15 protein-coding genes and 1 pseudogene are annotated in these 15,547 nt (G+C 40.4%); 12 read left to right on the top strand and 4 right to left on the bottom strand.

What is annotated here, in order from left to right; translation table 11 throughout:
• The first annotated feature begins 174 nt into the window (after positions 1-174).
• From M5U24_RS16950 to M5U24_RS16930, 5 genes are all read left to right on the top strand, one after another.
• On the top strand, positions 175-1,173 hold the full coding sequence (locus tag M5U24_RS16950) for an efflux RND transporter periplasmic adaptor subunit (RefSeq protein ID WP_099326762.1): 999 nt from the start codon (positions 175-177) through the stop codon (positions 1,171-1,173).
• Positions 1,174-1,178: 5 nt separating this feature from the next.
• The gene (locus M5U24_RS16945; RefSeq protein WP_099326761.1) at positions 1,179-2,108 is read left to right on the top strand and encodes an ABC transporter ATP-binding protein; all 930 of its coding nucleotides are present in this window, start codon (positions 1,179-1,181) and stop codon (positions 2,106-2,108) included.
• Positions 2,101-3,105, top strand: coding sequence for an ABC transporter ATP-binding protein (locus tag M5U24_RS16940; RefSeq protein ID WP_230405667.1), 1,005 nt, complete (start codon positions 2,101-2,103; stop codon positions 3,103-3,105). Before M5U24_RS16945 ends, M5U24_RS16940 begins: the two co-directional genes overlap by 8 nt.
• Before the next feature lie 93 nt (positions 3,106-3,198).
• Positions 3,199-4,338, top strand: a complete 1,140-nt coding sequence (locus tag M5U24_RS16935; protein WP_230409900.1) for an ABC transporter permease — start codon at positions 3,199-3,201, stop codon at positions 4,336-4,338.
• A 228-nt stretch (positions 4,339-4,566) separates the two neighbouring features.
• Positions 4,567-5,697 (top strand): ABC transporter permease, encoded by a 1,131-nt coding sequence (locus tag M5U24_RS16930; RefSeq protein ID WP_099326760.1) that lies wholly within the window; start codon positions 4,567-4,569, stop codon positions 5,695-5,697.
• Positions 5,698-6,521: 824 nt separating this feature from the next.
• Here the strand turns inward: M5U24_RS16930 and M5U24_RS16925 are convergent.
• The 4 genes from M5U24_RS16925 to M5U24_RS16910 form a co-directional block, all read right to left on the bottom strand.
• Positions 6,522-7,142 carry a tRNA-uridine aminocarboxypropyltransferase gene (locus M5U24_RS16925; protein ID WP_230405805.1) on the bottom strand — a complete coding sequence of 207 codons (621 nt, stop codon included), beginning with the start codon at positions 7,140-7,142 and terminating at the stop codon, positions 6,522-6,524.
• Between the two features lie 292 nt (positions 7,143-7,434).
• Complete coding sequence (lpxI, locus tag M5U24_RS16920) at positions 7,435-8,253, bottom strand: UDP-2,3-diacylglucosamine diphosphatase LpxI (RefSeq protein ID WP_099326758.1); 819 nt, start codon at positions 8,251-8,253, stop codon at positions 7,435-7,437.
• Complete coding sequence (gene lpxD / locus M5U24_RS16915) at positions 8,235-9,275, bottom strand: UDP-3-O-(3-hydroxymyristoyl)glucosamine N-acyltransferase (RefSeq protein WP_099326757.1); 1,041 nt, start codon at positions 9,273-9,275, stop codon at positions 8,235-8,237. Before lpxD ends, lpxI begins: the two co-directional genes overlap by 19 nt.
• Positions 9,247-10,260: a type II CAAX endopeptidase family protein gene (locus M5U24_RS16910; RefSeq protein WP_157820738.1), complete on the bottom strand. Its 1,014-nt coding sequence runs from the start codon at positions 10,258-10,260 to the stop codon at positions 9,247-9,249. Before M5U24_RS16910 ends, lpxD begins: the two co-directional genes overlap by 29 nt.
• 326 nt (positions 10,261-10,586) lie before the next feature.
• On the opposite strand from M5U24_RS16910, the gene M5U24_RS16905 reads away from it, so the two are divergent.
• The 7 genes and pseudogenes from M5U24_RS16905 (at position 10,587) to M5U24_RS16875 (ending at position 15,467) form a co-directional block, all read left to right on the top strand.
• Entirely contained in the window at positions 10,587-11,690 is a 1,104-nt protein-coding gene (locus M5U24_RS16905; protein ID WP_099326755.1) for an IS4-like element ISCku3 family transposase, read from the top strand.
• A gap of 1,050 nt (positions 11,691-12,740) precedes the next feature.
• Positions 12,741-12,989, top strand: a complete 249-nt coding sequence (locus M5U24_RS16900; protein ID WP_099326753.1) for a DUF2442 domain-containing protein — start codon at positions 12,741-12,743, stop codon at positions 12,987-12,989.
• Between the two features lie 361 nt (positions 12,990-13,350).
• Positions 13,351-13,620, top strand: coding sequence for a nucleotidyltransferase domain-containing protein (locus M5U24_RS16895; RefSeq protein ID WP_099326752.1), 270 nt, complete (start codon positions 13,351-13,353; stop codon positions 13,618-13,620).
• Positions 13,617-14,084, top strand: a pseudogene (locus tag M5U24_RS18545) (hypothetical protein). Before M5U24_RS16895 ends, M5U24_RS18545 begins: the two are co-directional and overlap by 4 nt.
• Positions 14,085-14,397: 313 nt before the next feature.
• Positions 14,398-14,547 carry a hypothetical protein gene (locus tag M5U24_RS16885; protein ID WP_157820737.1) on the top strand — a complete coding sequence of 50 codons (150 nt, stop codon included), beginning with the start codon at positions 14,398-14,400 and terminating at the stop codon, positions 14,545-14,547.
• Positions 14,548-14,860: 313 nt separating this feature from the next.
• Positions 14,861-15,049 carry an acetolactate decarboxylase gene (locus M5U24_RS16880; RefSeq protein WP_099326751.1) on the top strand — a complete coding sequence of 63 codons (189 nt, stop codon included), beginning with the start codon at positions 14,861-14,863 and terminating at the stop codon, positions 15,047-15,049.
• On the top strand, positions 15,012-15,467 hold the full coding sequence (locus M5U24_RS16875; protein ID WP_099326750.1) for an acetolactate decarboxylase: 456 nt from the start codon (positions 15,012-15,014) through the stop codon (positions 15,465-15,467). Before M5U24_RS16880 ends, M5U24_RS16875 begins: the two co-directional genes overlap by 38 nt.
• Positions 15,468-15,547: the final 80 nt, after the last annotated feature.

The following is a 15,547-nucleotide window of genomic DNA, read 5'->3' as shown; positions in this document are numbered from 1 at the left end:
TAAAGGGGTAGTTGAATTGCTGGAGAAATCCGGTCCACCCCCTGCACCCCCGCCAGCGGGGGACATAGTTTGAAATCAGGATTTTACAATCAGGACTTAAGAATAAAATGTCACTGTAGTGATAAACATATTGAATATATCCGATTCCAAAAAATTATTTAATTGAGTGTTTTAATGAAAGTCAAAAAGAAAATAGTGCTATTGATGCTGTTACCAATTGTAATAGGGATTGTAATTTATTTGTATGCTGAGAGCTGGATGGGCAGGGTTAAAGACGAAATTGACGTGTCAGGGAATATTGAGGTTACTGATGTTGCTGTGAGTTTTAGAATCTCCGGCTGGGTCGAAGAACGACTGGTTGATGAGGGAGAAACAGTTAGTGCTGGTCAGATAATTGCCAGATTGGAGAGTACTGAATTAGCACAGGAAGTTTTACTTTACAGAGCAGAAGTAAATGCTGCCAGGGCCGTCTTTGAAGAGCTGGAAACCGGTTACAGAACTGAGGAAATCGAGGAGTGGGAGGCGGTAGTCAGAAGAACAAGGGTTGATTTAGACCGGCTTGCTGCTGATTATAAACGTCAGGAAAGGCTATATGCAGAAAAAATAATTTCTACAAGTGAATTTGATGCTGCAAAAGCGGATTATGATGCGGAAGAAGCAAGGTATCGTGAGGTTAATAAAAGACTCGTACTCTTTAAAAAAGGGCCTCGCAAGGAAAAAATTGATAAGGCAAGGGCAGATCTGCAGCGGACTAGAGCGGCACTGAGATTGGCGAAAACACGGCTGGGATACACAACCATTAAATCATCGATTTCCGGTATTGTCCTGTCCAAAAACGTAGAACCGGGTGAATACGTATCTCCCGGCACACCTGTTGTAATCATTGGCAACCTGAATGATATCTGGCTTAGGGCATATATAAACGAAACGGATCTGGGAAGGATTAAAGTTGGTCAAAAAGTACACATCACAACGGATACATATCCTGAAAAGATTTATGAAGGCCATGTTTCCTTCATAGCTTCAGAGGCTGAGTTTACTCCCAAGAACGTCCAAACAAAAGAAGAACGGGTAAAACTCGTTTATCGCATTAAAATAGTGGTTTATAATCCGGAAATGGAACTCAAGCCAGGCATGCCTGCGGATGGGAAAATACTGTTGAAAACAGAATAAGAAATATGATTACGGATACCATAAGAACTGAAAATTTAACAAAATTGTTTAATAATCTGAAAGCCGTAGACAATCTTACACTAAAAGTTGCCGAAGGAGAAATATTTGGTCTTGTTGGTCCTGATGGTGCAGGAAAGACCACTGTTATGCGACTTCTCACATCTATCATGGAACCAACTTCCGGCGCTGCATGGATTGCCGGGAAACATACAGTAAAAGATGCCGAATTGATTAAAGAGGAGATTGGTTATATGAGTCAGAGGTTTGGTCTATACCCCGACCTCTCAGTAATAGAAAACATAAATTTCTATGCAGATATTTACAGTGTTCCCCGAAAGGGAAGGAAGGAAAAAATTGAAGAACTTCTGGAATTCAGCAATCTCACGCCGTTTAGGAAACGACTCGCCGGTAACCTTTCGGGTGGCATGAAACAAAAGCTTGGACTTGCCTGTGCACTTATTCATACACCCAAAGTTCTCTTTCTGGATGAACCTACAAATGGCGTAGATCCGTTGTCACGCCGTGATTTCTGGAGAATTCTGTACCAGCTTTTGAGAAAAAAAGTAACCATCTTTGTGTCCACGGCCTACCTGGATGAGGCGGAAAGATGCACAAGGATAGGACTTATTCACAAAGGAAAGCTGCTTAGTATCGGTACCCCCGCAGAAGTGAAAAAATTGATGCACATGTCCGTAATTGAGATCCGCACTTCTGATTCCAGGAAAGCCAGTCTCCTGTTGCGTGAAAAATTAAAAGTAGATTCAGTCGGCCTTTTCGGAGACAAAATACACATAGTGACAAAAAATCCTGATACGGACACAAAGGAAACAGAAAAAATACTGAACACTGCCGGAGTAAGAATCACAGGTATCCGTACCATTGAACCATCACTTGAGGATGTCTTTGTCTACGTCCTTGCCAGCCAAAATGAGTAAAGTAATGGAGATGAACACCATTGACAATAAAAATGATGATAAAAAAGCTGTAGTTGTAGTGGGTCTTGAGAGGCGTTTCGGTGATTTCCTGGCCGTAGATAGCGTTAGTTTTGAGGTTTTCAAAGGAGAGATTTTCGGATTCCTTGGGCCTAACGGAGCAGGCAAGTCTACAACGATACGCATGCTCTGTGGAATCCTTGCCCCGACCGGAGGAAGCGGTACAGTTGGAGGGTTTGACATACGTACCGAACCGGAAAAGATCAAAGAACACATCGGATATATGAGTCAGAAGTTTTCTCTCTATGAAGACCTAACCGTAGAGGAAAACATTGATTTCTACAGTGGAATCTATTGTATACCCGCAGAGAAGAAAAAAAGAAGAAAAGAATGGATTATTGATATGGCAGGGCTTAAGGATCACCGCCATTCTCAAACAGCTATCTTGTCAGGAGGCTGGAAGCAGAGGTTAGCACTGGGTTGTGCTATCTTGCACGAGCCTTCGATAATCTTTCTTGATGAACCCACCTCCGGAGTAGACCCGATAAGCCGCCGCCAGTTCTGGGACCTGATATATGAACTATCAGGTAGTGGCGTTACGGTATTCGTGACAACTCACTATATGGATGAAGCCGAATATTGCGACAGGATAGGGCTGATCTACAGGGGGAAACTTATTGCCATAGGGTCTCCGGAATATCTTAAGACCGAACTCATGAAAGAGGATATCCTGGAAGTGGCATGTGACAGGTCACAGGATGCAATGGATCAAATTGGCGGACTGCCAGATATAAAAGAAGTGACCCTGTTCGGAAACGGGCTTCATGTTGTAACCGGTAATGCGGCATCAGCAGAAAAATCAATTCGTAACCTGCTTGCCGGGCAAAATTATGTAGTGACAGGTATTGAGAAAGTTGTTCCGTCCATGGAGGACGTGTTTATTTCACTCATAGAAGCTTACGATCGTGAGCATCAAAAAGGGATCAAAGATGGGGTTTGAACCGGATTAAACGCCTGGGGATTTTTATTTTATTGGCCGGTTTTGCAGGTGGTCGCAGGAGTAAAATTACGTTTAGTAAATACGGAAAAGAACATGATGAAGCTAAACAGGTTTTGGGCTATTTCCCGTAAAGAGTTTTTACATATTATACGCGATCCGCGAAGTCTGGGGATGGCTATCGCTATTCCAATGATTTTGTTAGTGCTTTTCGGATATGCACTTACTCTTGATGTTGACAGTGTACCGATAGTTGTTTGGGACCAGAACGAATCTGAGATGAGCAGGGAGTTTATAAGCCGGTTCACCGGTTCCCGTTACTTTTCGCTCAAAGCCCAGGTAAGCAATTACCGTGATATCGAAAGGGCGATAGATTCAGGTAAGGCATTCGCAGCTCTTATTATACCTACAGATTTCGATAGGAGAATCAACTCGGGCCGTAGGGTTTCCACACAGCTAATAGTGGACGGAAGCGACTCAAACACAGCGACTATTACAATTGGGTATGTTGATACTGTTGCCTTTAACTATTCCAGTGACCTCGTTATCAGACAGATTGAGCGCATCGGAGGATCACACGGGATTAGCAACCCTGTGGACCTTAGGCCCAGGGCATGGTTTAATGCCGACCTTGAATCAAAGAACTCCATTGTACCTGGCCTTATCGCAGTGATCATGATGGTAATTGCAGCACTTCTCACCTCTCTGACCGTTGCACGTGAATGGGAGCGGGGAACAATGGAGCAGCTTATATCAACGCCTGTCAGTGGAAGCGAACTCATATTCGGTAAGCTATTTCCTTATTTCGCTATTGGAATGTTTGATGTTCTGATCGCAGTTCTCATGGGAGAATTTTTGTTTCAGGTACCACTTCGTGGCAGTGCGGGACTTCTCTTTGCTATGGCAGCCATATTCCTTACCGGTGCACTTTCGTTGGGTATAGTGATAAGCATTCTGGCAAGAACACAGCTTCTGGCCAGCCAGCTTGCCATGGTAGTAACGTTTCTTCCGTCATTTCTTTTGTCCGGTTTTGTGTACGCAATTGACAATATGCCGCAAGCTATACAGGTAATGACATACTTCATTCCCGCAACGTATTTTGTGACGCTGCTTAAAGGTATCTATCTCAAAGGAGTAGGGCTGGAGGTTTTAATCTTGGAGGCGGTTTTGCTGACATTGTTTGGTATCGTAATGGTCATCCTCGCCAATGTTGGTTTCAACAAAAAACTTGAATAAAAGGTAACTCTTTTGTCTTTTGAAACTGGAAAATTGTCCTTTGTCGTGCGACGAGGTTCGTCGCACTACATGGTAGAGACAGGTTTCAAACCTGTCTCTACTTAGATATTTCAAGTGAGGAACGAGCAGCAACCGTTTATGACAAATGCTTCGCCACTACACTTACACTATACTGAAAGCAGCGTTATTATTGGAATTTTTCAAAAAAACTAAAGTGTTACAATAAAAGTGATAGAACGTATAAGACAAATCCTTATTAAAGAATTTATCCAGATGTTTCGGGACAGGAAGATGATGGGAATAATTTTTATCATGCCGGTACTCCAGACACTTGTGTTCGGATATGCTGTTACGACAGACGTTAGGAATATTACCACAGCAGTTTATGACCTTGACAATACTGTAGTCAGCCGTGAACTCACGGCACGTTTTGTCCAATCAGGCTATTTCAAGGTAATCGAATATGTAAGCGATGAAAGGCGTATATGGGAACTTGTTGACCGTGGTAAGGTAAGGGCGGTAATTCATATGAATGCTGGCTTTGCAGGGAATTTAAGGGCAGGCAGGTCTGTTCAATTGCAGTTAATTGTAGATGGAACCGATTCAAATACTGCCGGAGTAATACTTGATTACAGCGCAAAGATTGTTGCACAGTTTTCAAAAAAGATTCTTATAACCCGCCTTACTCTGGTCAAAGGCGCTTATCAAATGCCCGCTGGGGTCGATATGCAAACGCGTGCATGGTTCAATGAAAACCTCGAGAGCAGAAATTTTTATGTACCCGGAGTAATTGCAATCATTGTCATGCTTATTACCCTGATGCTGACCAGTATGGCCGTTGTACGGGAAAAAGAGATAGGGACTATTGAACAGATCATGGTTACCCCAATAAGACAAATTGAATTTATCCTGGGCAAAACAGTGCCTTTTGCACTTATAGGATTTGCAGATGTGATACTGATTACTGTGATAGGTGTTTTCTGGTTTGAAGTGCCTATCAGAGGCAACCTGTTTCTTTTGTTCTTTGCTACGGCTTTGTATATCATGACTACGCTTGGCATCGGACTATTCATTTCGACAGTAAGCCAGACACAGCAACAGGCAATGATGAGTACCTTCTTCTTTTATTTTCCTGCAGTATTACTTTCCGGATTTATGTTTCCAATAGCAAATATGCCCAGGGCAATCCAGTGGCTTACCTATCTGAATCCTCTCCGGTATTTCCTGGAAATTATTCGCGGAATCTTTCTTAAAGGAATCGGGACAGAAATTCTCTGGCCTCAAATGCTTGCCCTTATGGTTATGGGGATATTGACTCTTTGGTTTGCTTCCCGGAGATTTCAGAAAACCATGACATAGTGATAGCTAAAAGCATCGTAACGCTTTAGTTTTTTGAAAAACGTATTGTCGATAAATTCAGTGCAAGCAACCTGTTTGTAGCAGGATAGGATGCTATTGTACAAAAGAACCCCTGAATCCCAATGTCATTAAGTTCAGAATTATTGTAACACTTTGGTTTAAAAAAAACGTATTGCCGATAAGCTCCGTAGGAGCAACCTGTTTGTAGATAGGATACCATAACAGATCGTAGAGACAGGTTTGAAACCTGTCTCTATAATCAGGAGCGGCCTGTCTTCCTGTCAATCATATACAGGCCGCTCCTACGGAGCTATTTACCTGTTGAATTTTATTGCGCTACAAACAGACCGCCCCTACAGGGGCTACATTGTTTTTTATATCCCCCCTTGGATTTTTCAAATAACTAAGGTGCTATGAATTATTTGATCAAAAACACCCCCCTTTTTCCCCCTTCGTAGAGACAGGTTTGAAATCTGTCTCTACTTTGCGGCCGTTTGTTTAACTTAATGACATTGCCCTGACTCCCCCAGCGGGGGGGACTAAAGGTAAGCACATATCAGGTTTATACGAGGGATGTAAATGCATTACCCCTATTTATTGACCACTACAGGAAATTATAATTTGTAGTGCGACGAACCTCATCGCACTACATTGTTGGAATTTTTCAAAATACTAAATTGTTACCTTTCTCGCCACTTCAAGAACCCCATCCATCCATACTTGATTGTGCCAATAATTAAGTATGGTGTCCCCTGAATATGACTAATGCATCTTGTTTTGTACAGTAGCAAAAAATTCCGCAGTTTGAGTATAGTTACCCGAATTCAATAATTAATGCTATCGCTCGTGAAGGTTAATCCTCTTTCTTTTGCCAGCGATTTTACCCATAGCCTGAATCTTTCGTTCATTTGAAAAGATGCTGAGCCAAAATCCTTGATTTCGAGTTCCTTCATTAATGAGATTACTGCCTGAAATGTACATAAATAATTTTTGGCAGATTGTTTTCTCAGGTGATATTCAGAGGCAGGAATTTCTCTTAATCCTATTTTCGGTAAATTCAGAAACAGTGGTTTGTGAAGCCATCTTCTCGCATTTCTCCAGCTTGTGTCCGGTACGAAAATATTCAGAGGCTTCCCCTTTTTTTCAATGATATTTTTACCGTCAATAGAAGGCGCCATGGGAAAGAGGATTACAGGCGTATAATCATTTCCTGCTATTTCCCGCTCAACCGCTCTTTCCCAGCCGTATTCTCCGATAAAAATAGCAGTGGTGTTTTCCAACATGATACGGATCAACCTTCCGGTATTGGATGGGATTCGCGACTCTTTTCTGCTTGTTAACAGGGTTATTTTGTGTTCGGTCCAGAGGGGAGGATTTTGGGGACAAATACAGTCCTGTAGTATTAAATGGCAATGAAAACATCTTTCACGAGGTGTTTTGGTCATCATTGTTAAAAGAGATAAAACTCCTAAGCTGGTGTAGCCATAACTAAACAGGGATGAGATAAGAAATGCGAAGCACGAAATACGAAATCCTAATGGCAAAAACGTTATCCGTATTTGGTAACATTTGTAACAATTTAGTTTTTTGAAAAGCCAATATATAAAAAAACAATATAACCCCGTTAGGGGTGATCTGTTTGTAGCTCTGTATTGTTTCGTATTTCGGGGTTCGTATTTAGAATTTATACGATGCAGCATCTCTACAATAAATTGTCAATTGTTAAACGTGAAGCGCCTATATGCCTATAACGGAAATGCCTGCCTTGTCAGCCTCTGCAAGGGTTTCTTCAATATCGAGAATAATAGTCCTGCCTGCTTCAAGGGCAAGGACGGAGGCGGAAGATTCTTTCAGGGTTTTAATGGTGTCAAGACCTACGGTAGGAATATCGAATCGCGGATCAAAATTTTGTTTGCAAACTTTTATGACAACAACATCGCTTCTCCCCAGTTTTCCGCCTCTGCGGATTGCTTCATCAGTACCTTCAAAGGCTTCCACCGCAAGAACTACTTTTTCCTTAACAACAATACACTGGCCGATGCCGTGTTTCGCAATTTCTTTTGCCAATGGAACTGCGAAATAAATATCTTCCATCTCTCTATCGGTGGGGTTTTTTTTGGTAAGTATGCCTTTTTTTGCGAGTAATTGAGGAACGTAAAGGGTGGAACTTTGCAATTCTATGCCGTCTTTCAACAACTCGTCAGCAACCGCTCCGAGCAGGGTCTGGTCGTCTCTTCTCTTTACGTTTTTATACCAGAGGTTAATTGTCCTTAAATCGGGAAGGAGTCTAAGATTTCGCAAAGAGGAAAACATATTGCCTTTCGTAAGACCGCCCGCCATGACTGCTTTGGAAACGTTTTCCTGTTTAAAAATTTTAATAAGTTTGCCAATCTGAGCGACGCCGATCCAGTAGAGTTTTTCCACATATTGCCCGACTTCCGGGGAGGTTTCCCCTTCAATAGCAACGGCTATAACCGGCACATTATTATTTTTTGCGCCTTTGGCAAACAGTATGGGGAATCTTCCGTTTCCTGCAATTAATCCGAGTTTTTCCATTTTTCTTCCAGTTGTTTTAATCTTTTATCAAGTGATTTCATATGTTCTTTCATTTCAGGCAATTTTTCAATGATTACGTAACATCGCCTCATTTTTTGAATGGGAAGCGCAGGCGTTCCCAGGTATGTTCCGTTGCCAGGGAGGTCTTGCGCCACTCCGGAATGCCCGCCAACGGTAACGTTGTCTCCAACGGTAATATGTCCGATAATGCCGACGCCGCCTGCAAGGGTCACGTGTTTTCCGATTTTTGCGGTGCCTGCAATGCCTACCTGTGAAACGATTACAGAATCTTCTCCGATTTCGACGTTATGAGAGATGACAACCTGGCTGTCAATTTTTGTTCCCCGCCTGATGATAGTTTGCCCCAGAGTTGCCCTGTTGATTGTTGTATTTGCACCAATATCAACGTCGTCTTCTATTACAGTATTGCCCGCCTGTGGTATTTTATAATAGCTCTGGCCATCAGGGGCATAGCCAAAGCCGCTGCTGCCGATTACCGTATTGCTGTGAATAGTGACTCTCCTGCCAATTACGGTATCGGGATAGATTACAACATTTGCATGGAGAACGGCATCATCGCCGATGGTACAGTTTTCTCCGATAAAAACACCGGGGAAAACAACCACGCGGTCGCCGATGCAGGCGTTTTCTCCTATCGTAACGTATGCCTGAATTGAAACGTCTTTGCCGATTTTTGCCGTATTTGCAATGCTTGTGGCGGAATCAATTCCTTTCACGTAGACCGGTTTTTTAAACATGAGTAATTCCACTATCCTTGCAAATGCAAGATAGGGGTTATTGCAGACCAGAAGGTTCTTTTTAGCGTTGATAAGTTTTGGCGAAACGATCACCGCGGAAGCCTTGGTATGATTCATTTTTTTAATGTATTTTTCATTGGCGACAAATGTGATGTGTCCTTCAGTTGCTTCATCAATGCCCATGATACCGTTTATGATGGTATTGGGATCGCCGGCAACTGTTCCCCCTACGTAATCAGCAAGTTCTTGCAGCGTTTTTTCCATTATGCAGTCTTTTTGTAATAAAATGTACAATTAAAAGGGTAACGATCAAAAAACTCCAGCCCATTATGCCGTTAATTAAGTTACGGTCTCCGAACAACCAACCTGATTCTGAATCAACGAAATCAAAAAAAAGCCTGTTTGCCTTAATAAAAAATATCCATCCGGCATGCAGTCCAATGGAGAGGTACAATGAATTTGTTTTCAAATAGGCGTACGAAAGCACCACGCCAACAATGAAGAGCCCAATAATTAGTGGAAGTGTCTCTGCAATAGTGAGAATAATATTGGCGAAAGATTGATATACTACAATAAAACCAATAAAGGGTTGAAAACCCGGAGTAACGAGTGAGTTCGCCTTGAAGAAGTGGAGCAATGCGTAAAACATACTGCAGAAACAAACGGCAAATAACACCTTCGTATCTCTTAAAATGCTTTGAAGGATAAATCCTCTGAAAATAAACTCTTCTACGCCGCCCACAACAACGGCGATTATTATCAAGGTGAAAACTTTACCGATCAAACTGCCGGGAGACATTGTTTCTATTTCAAAAGTAACAATTCCGTAAAAATATAAAAATGCGAAATAGAGAATACACATACCGGTGCTAATAAGAAATCCAATTTGCAATTTTTGCCAGCAGCCTTTACCGGGCTTTAAACCAATAGTACCAAAGGAAGGAAACATGAGTGATTTTCTCAATAAAAATATGCATAGAATGGCGACCGCCATGATAATGCGCCGCATGACTCTTGCAAAATTATAGTGACCATCTTCATAATCCAATAAATTAACGAAAAAAGAATTTGAGGGTAAAAATGAATCCAAAAATACTTTTACTACGGGTGCAATAATACTGCTTGCGAACACTATCAGCAGGAATAAGAGTAATATTTTTTTATATTGTTTAATATTGGCAAATGAAAACATGCAGAGATGATAGTTTTGTATATAAGAGTTGTCAACTGAAAATAAGCGTATGCGCAAGATTTGCTTCCTTTTTTTAAAGGCTCCTGCCAGAAGTCTGCCGGGGGATTTTTTAGTACCTTATCAGTAATTTCTTAGCATTTTTGGCAAAATATTTAATGGTGAAATTTGGTAACACTTTAGTCCTTGTACAATAGTCCTTGTACAATTAGTTAACCAAAAATCGGGAATGATCCTGCTCAAACTATGTCCTCCGCTGGCGGGGGTGCAGGGGGCATAAGCGCTAACTTGTTTTATTGACAAATTTTATTCATCATGGTATTTTTATTCATCATGGTATTTTTATATTAATTATCCCGCTAATCACTCTATAGGAGGATAAAGCCATGATGAGAGAAGATTGGGATCTTCTAAGAACTTTCTTCCCAAACGATTGGAAAAGTTTAGCCGTTGATACAAATGCTTTAAAAGGCTTGCGCAAGGATAAATCTGAAGAAAAGCTTCTTCGAACATTATTAATTCATTTAGGATGTGGCTATTCATTGCGTGAAACAGTAGTTCGAGCCAAGCGTGCTAACTTAGCAGATTTATCCGATGTTGCCTTATTAAAGCGATTAAAAAAGAGCAAAGAATGGCTATATAAATTATGTTTATCTTTATTCCGTGAGCGTGGCCTCCAAATTAATAAACGGAATAATTTTCATCTTCGCTTATTTGATGCAACAACAGTAAAGGAACCTGGGAAAACAGGAAGTCTTTGGCGCATTCATTATAGTATTGAGGTTCCTTCATTATCTTGCGATTTCTTTAAACTTACGGGAACTGAAGGAGAAGGCACAGGAGAATCTTTTCGGCAGTTTCCGATGAAAAAAGATGATTATATTATAGCTGACAGAGGTTACTGTACTGGCCAAGGAATTCATCATGCAACAAGGAAAGGCGCTTATCTTAGCGTTAGAGTTAATTCGCAATCTCTACGGATATTCGGCGAAGAAAAGAAACCCTTTCCTTTATTGAAAGAAATCCAATATTTAAAAAGACCCCTTGCTATAAAATCATGGAACGTTTTTATTCCAAACGTTGATAATACTGAATATGTCAAAGGTAGTCTTTGTATAATACGCAAAACAGAAGAAGCCATTAAAATAGCTCATAAAAAACTTAAAAGACATGCAAGCAAAAAGGGCATTGAACTAAAACCGGAGACCCTTATTTATGCCAAGTACGTAATAGTATTCACAACGTTTCCTGAAAATCAATTTACCGCTTTTGATATCTTAGAATGGTATCGAGTTCGATGGCAAATTGAACTGGTCTTTAAAAGATTTAAACAAATAGCACAATTTGGACACTTACCTAAATACGATGATGATAGCTCAAAAGCTTGGCTTTATGGCAAACTATTCGTTGCTCTTTTGACAGAAAAACTAATAGATTTTGCTACGTCTTTTTCCCCCTGGGGATACTTCATTGTCAAGCAAGAAGACTAAAAGCAAATGGCGTGAATTTGCTTTTATGCTTAATCAAGTAAAACGGGCTATAGAACCAGCGTTATCATTACAGGAAGTTCTTAAGTGCTGGAATGACATTGCTTGTTCTTTAGCAGAAAATACAAGAATCCGAAAAACACAGATATCAAAATACTTCGAGCATACCTAAAACAAGTTAGCGCTTATGGGTGCAGGGGGTGGACTGGATTTCTCCATCGATTCAACTACCCCCTTTGTTATGAAAACAAATCTGCCCCTCTTTCCCACGCTCTGCAGACTGGTCAAGTGGACAATTTTATCCTGATTCGTGACATGCATTCCCACGCAGACAGACTGGGTCAAATGAACTTTGTTGTCTCACAAGCGGGGGCAACTTATCACATTTTGCCTATTTCATGCTCAATTTATTACTGTTTTTCTATTAAAGTGGGAAATTCATATCGTGAAATAGGATAAAATTGCCCACTTGACCCAGTCTGAGAGCGTAGGAATGAGAAGAAAAACTTATGGCTATTCATGTTATAAACCTCCCAGATTTCCTCCGCAGACAATTCCACCTCCTTAATCCCCCGCCAGCGGGGGGACAGGCTTGCCACATTTTTTGCAGCTTTCATGCCCTTGTGGGGTTGATCCAGGTGCATTCCCGGTTTTTTTTGACTTCTGCCATGTTTTAATGAAACGTACAGTAGTATTAACCCGTGGCAGCGTTGTTTTGCCCCAATCACACAAACGGTTACAAAAAATCGGGAATGCACATTTCGCAAACAGGAGTTTGAGGACGAGTTGTACCTCAGTAGTTTAATAGATTATGCTGAATAGTTATAAAGAATTAATAAATTGTAATCTTCTTCGTTTTTTGTTTTAATGCCGCTTCAAAGGGGAAAAGGAATGCAATTTCCTGACCATATTCATGTAAAAAGGGAAAGATTTACGGCCAAATTTTGATTAAATCCAATCCGTCTACAAAAATCTAAGGGATTTAGTGATAGTGATCTCATAAAGATTCAAAAATTGGTAGAAGAAAATTAAAATTATTTCAGGACAAATGGAATGAGTGCTTTAGTGCTTGAACATGAATATCTGGCTCAAAAAGTTGTTTTTACAGAGAGTTCTTTTGTAGTTTATTTAAATGATGAGAGAAATATATCCGTTCCCATTATTTGGTTTCCTCGATTGCTGAACGGTAATAAACCAGAACGAGGAAACTATGAATTGATTGGAGATGGAGAAGGAATTCATTGGCCTGATCTTGATGAAGGTATTAGCTTCGAAGGCATATTAGCTGGTAGACGTTCCTGAGAAAGCCAGGAGTCTCTTGATAAATGGCTTAAAAAAAGAATCCGATAAGGAGTGACGGCGCTTTATAAATGCATCAGACAACGGATCGTTTCCGGAAGTGCTTTGAGAACCTTCCTGAACACTCTGCAAAGAGACGAAAAAAAGTTTTGCTGATTACATTCTTGGACAGCCTGTTTATTATTGACGAAATACAAAGATTTATTGATTTCTAAATGGAACAAATAAATCGTCATTTTAAAAGATTCGACGCTTTTACATTTTAGAGGAAAGCGAAGATTCCTAAAATTAAGTATGGTGTCCCCTGAATTACTCTTCTGATCTTGTACGATGATTTTATATAACCGTTTAAGGAGATTCGAAGATGCCAATTACCCAGTCACAAATTGAAAAAATCGTTTCTCTGGCTAAAAGTTACGGTGCAACCCGATTAATCCTTTTTGGAAGCATTATAGAGACTCCAACGCAAGCAAGGGATATTGATATTGCCTGTGACGGTGTTGCCGGTTGGAAGCTTTATGAACTGGCGGCAAGGCTGGAAGAAGAACTGCATGCACCGCTTGATCTTGTGCCTTTGAGTCCACCATCCCGATTCACCAAACACATCGAAAGTAAAGGGAGAATAATACTGTGATAGCCGATGAACTTAAAGAGGAAGTTTATATTGAGATAGAGCTAATCGAAGGTATTTTGCGAGAGATTACTTCTTTGCGCAATGACATCGCAGATCGTGAACCAACTACACGTGAAAAGACTGCCGCTGCTGCTTTTCTTGCCCAATTTTATGGTGGGATTGAAAATATCCTAAAACGCATTAGTAAATTTTATTCCATTCCTCTTCCCGCAGGCGATACCTGGCATATGGATTTGTTCAAGCGGTTTTGTGCCCCATCGCATACTCCTTTGCCAGAATTGTTTGATGAATTGCTATAGTCTGCTTTAGCGCCTTTTCGCAGGTTCAGACATGTCGTTTACCATAGTTATGGATTTCAATTGGAATGGGACCGTATGAAAGAAGGCATAGCAAATATTGAAAATGTGTGGGTGAGATTTAAATCAAATCTTTTTAATTACTTAAAAAATCTGGAATCAGAATAAGCCAAAAAATGGTGAAATAAAAATGTGAACAGAAAATACCGCCATTATTATATTAAAGTTATGTGGTGAAGGCGTTGAGTTAATATTCACGTAGCATTTTAGTTCTTTGAATAATTCCAATAATCCCGAAGGGATGAAATGATTATAGAAATTATGCGAAAAACCCATAATTAACCCCGAAGGGGTGATATCATTAAGTTGATCTACCGGCCGTAAAAGTCCCCCTTAGAAAAGGAGGAAATAGGGGGTTGTTTTTAATCAAATAACCTTAACTTAATGACATTGGGTTGTACCTGATCCCATAAATTTGTGCATGGAATTTCAAAGTAAGAATAGGGCAAACGGGCAGTATTTAGAATTTATCCGGGAAGGGATAAGGGATAGAAGCAACCCGGGGTTGAAAGCAGCGGGAAAGTGGATATTGGGCAGTGATGATTGGGTAAAGACAGTACTTAAAAGATAGGATAATTTTTCATCAAGAGAATTAAGCGGGGTAAAACCATTCAGGAAGGATATATCGGTTGACACGTTAGAGGAGCATGTTTGCAAAGAATTTGGGGTAAAAAGGGAAACGTTAGAAATGCCAATGTATAATAATATTGCCAGACAGATAATGCTATTTCTAGCGGTAAATCATGGTGGCATGACATTAAAAGAAATCAGTCAAAGGTATGGAGCACGGAGTTATTTTTCTGTGAGTAAAGCAGTCAGCCGTTTCCGTCAACGGCTTGCAAAGGATCATACAATACATAAACAATTCAAGAAAATATTCAGATATGACCCCCTTATTTTCTTTGTTAAGCGGTATTTATAATGGAGAAACTACCATTGACCAGTTGAAAAAATATGGCAATTTTGGCATTGGAACATTCAATGCCCTTGATGGTGAAATGGTAGTTGTAGGTGGAAATATTTATCAGGTAAAACATGATGGCCTGGTTATTACAGCCGGGAGTAGATTTTAAGACGTTTAAACTGGTTATGGACAATGCCGTTCCCACAAAAAATATTTTCTATGCCATTCAGATAAAGGGACGTTTTCGCGATATAAAATTGCGAAGTGTTCCGAAACAACATAAACCATACGCGCCGCTTTCTGCTATTATAAAGAAACAACCGCTTTTTTATTCGAAAAACATAGAGGGTACTATTGTTGGCTTTCGTTGTCCGCCGTTTGTTGAAGGATTAAATGTTCCGGGATATCACTTTCATTTCATAAGCAAAGACACCAAAATGGGCGGGCACGTTTTGGATTTTACGATAGAAGAGACAATGCTGCAAATAGACTATACACCAAAATTTTTCATGTTGCTGCCGGATAGTGAAGAATTCTATAAAGCCGATCAGACAATAAACAGAGAAGAGGAATTACAAAAAATATAAAAATAGACTTCCATAGGCTTATGGACATTAAAGAACGCAAAAATCACAGAGTGTATCTTCAGATTAGTTTACCTTGCCAC

This window comes from Candidatus Kuenenia sp. (assembly GCF_027493735.1).
Taxonomy (GTDB): Bacteria; Planctomycetota; Brocadiia; order Brocadiales; family Brocadiaceae; genus Kuenenia; species Kuenenia stuttgartiensis_A.
The sequence above is the reverse complement of the archived record's forward strand: the minus strand, read 5'-3'. Positions and strand labels throughout refer to the sequence as shown.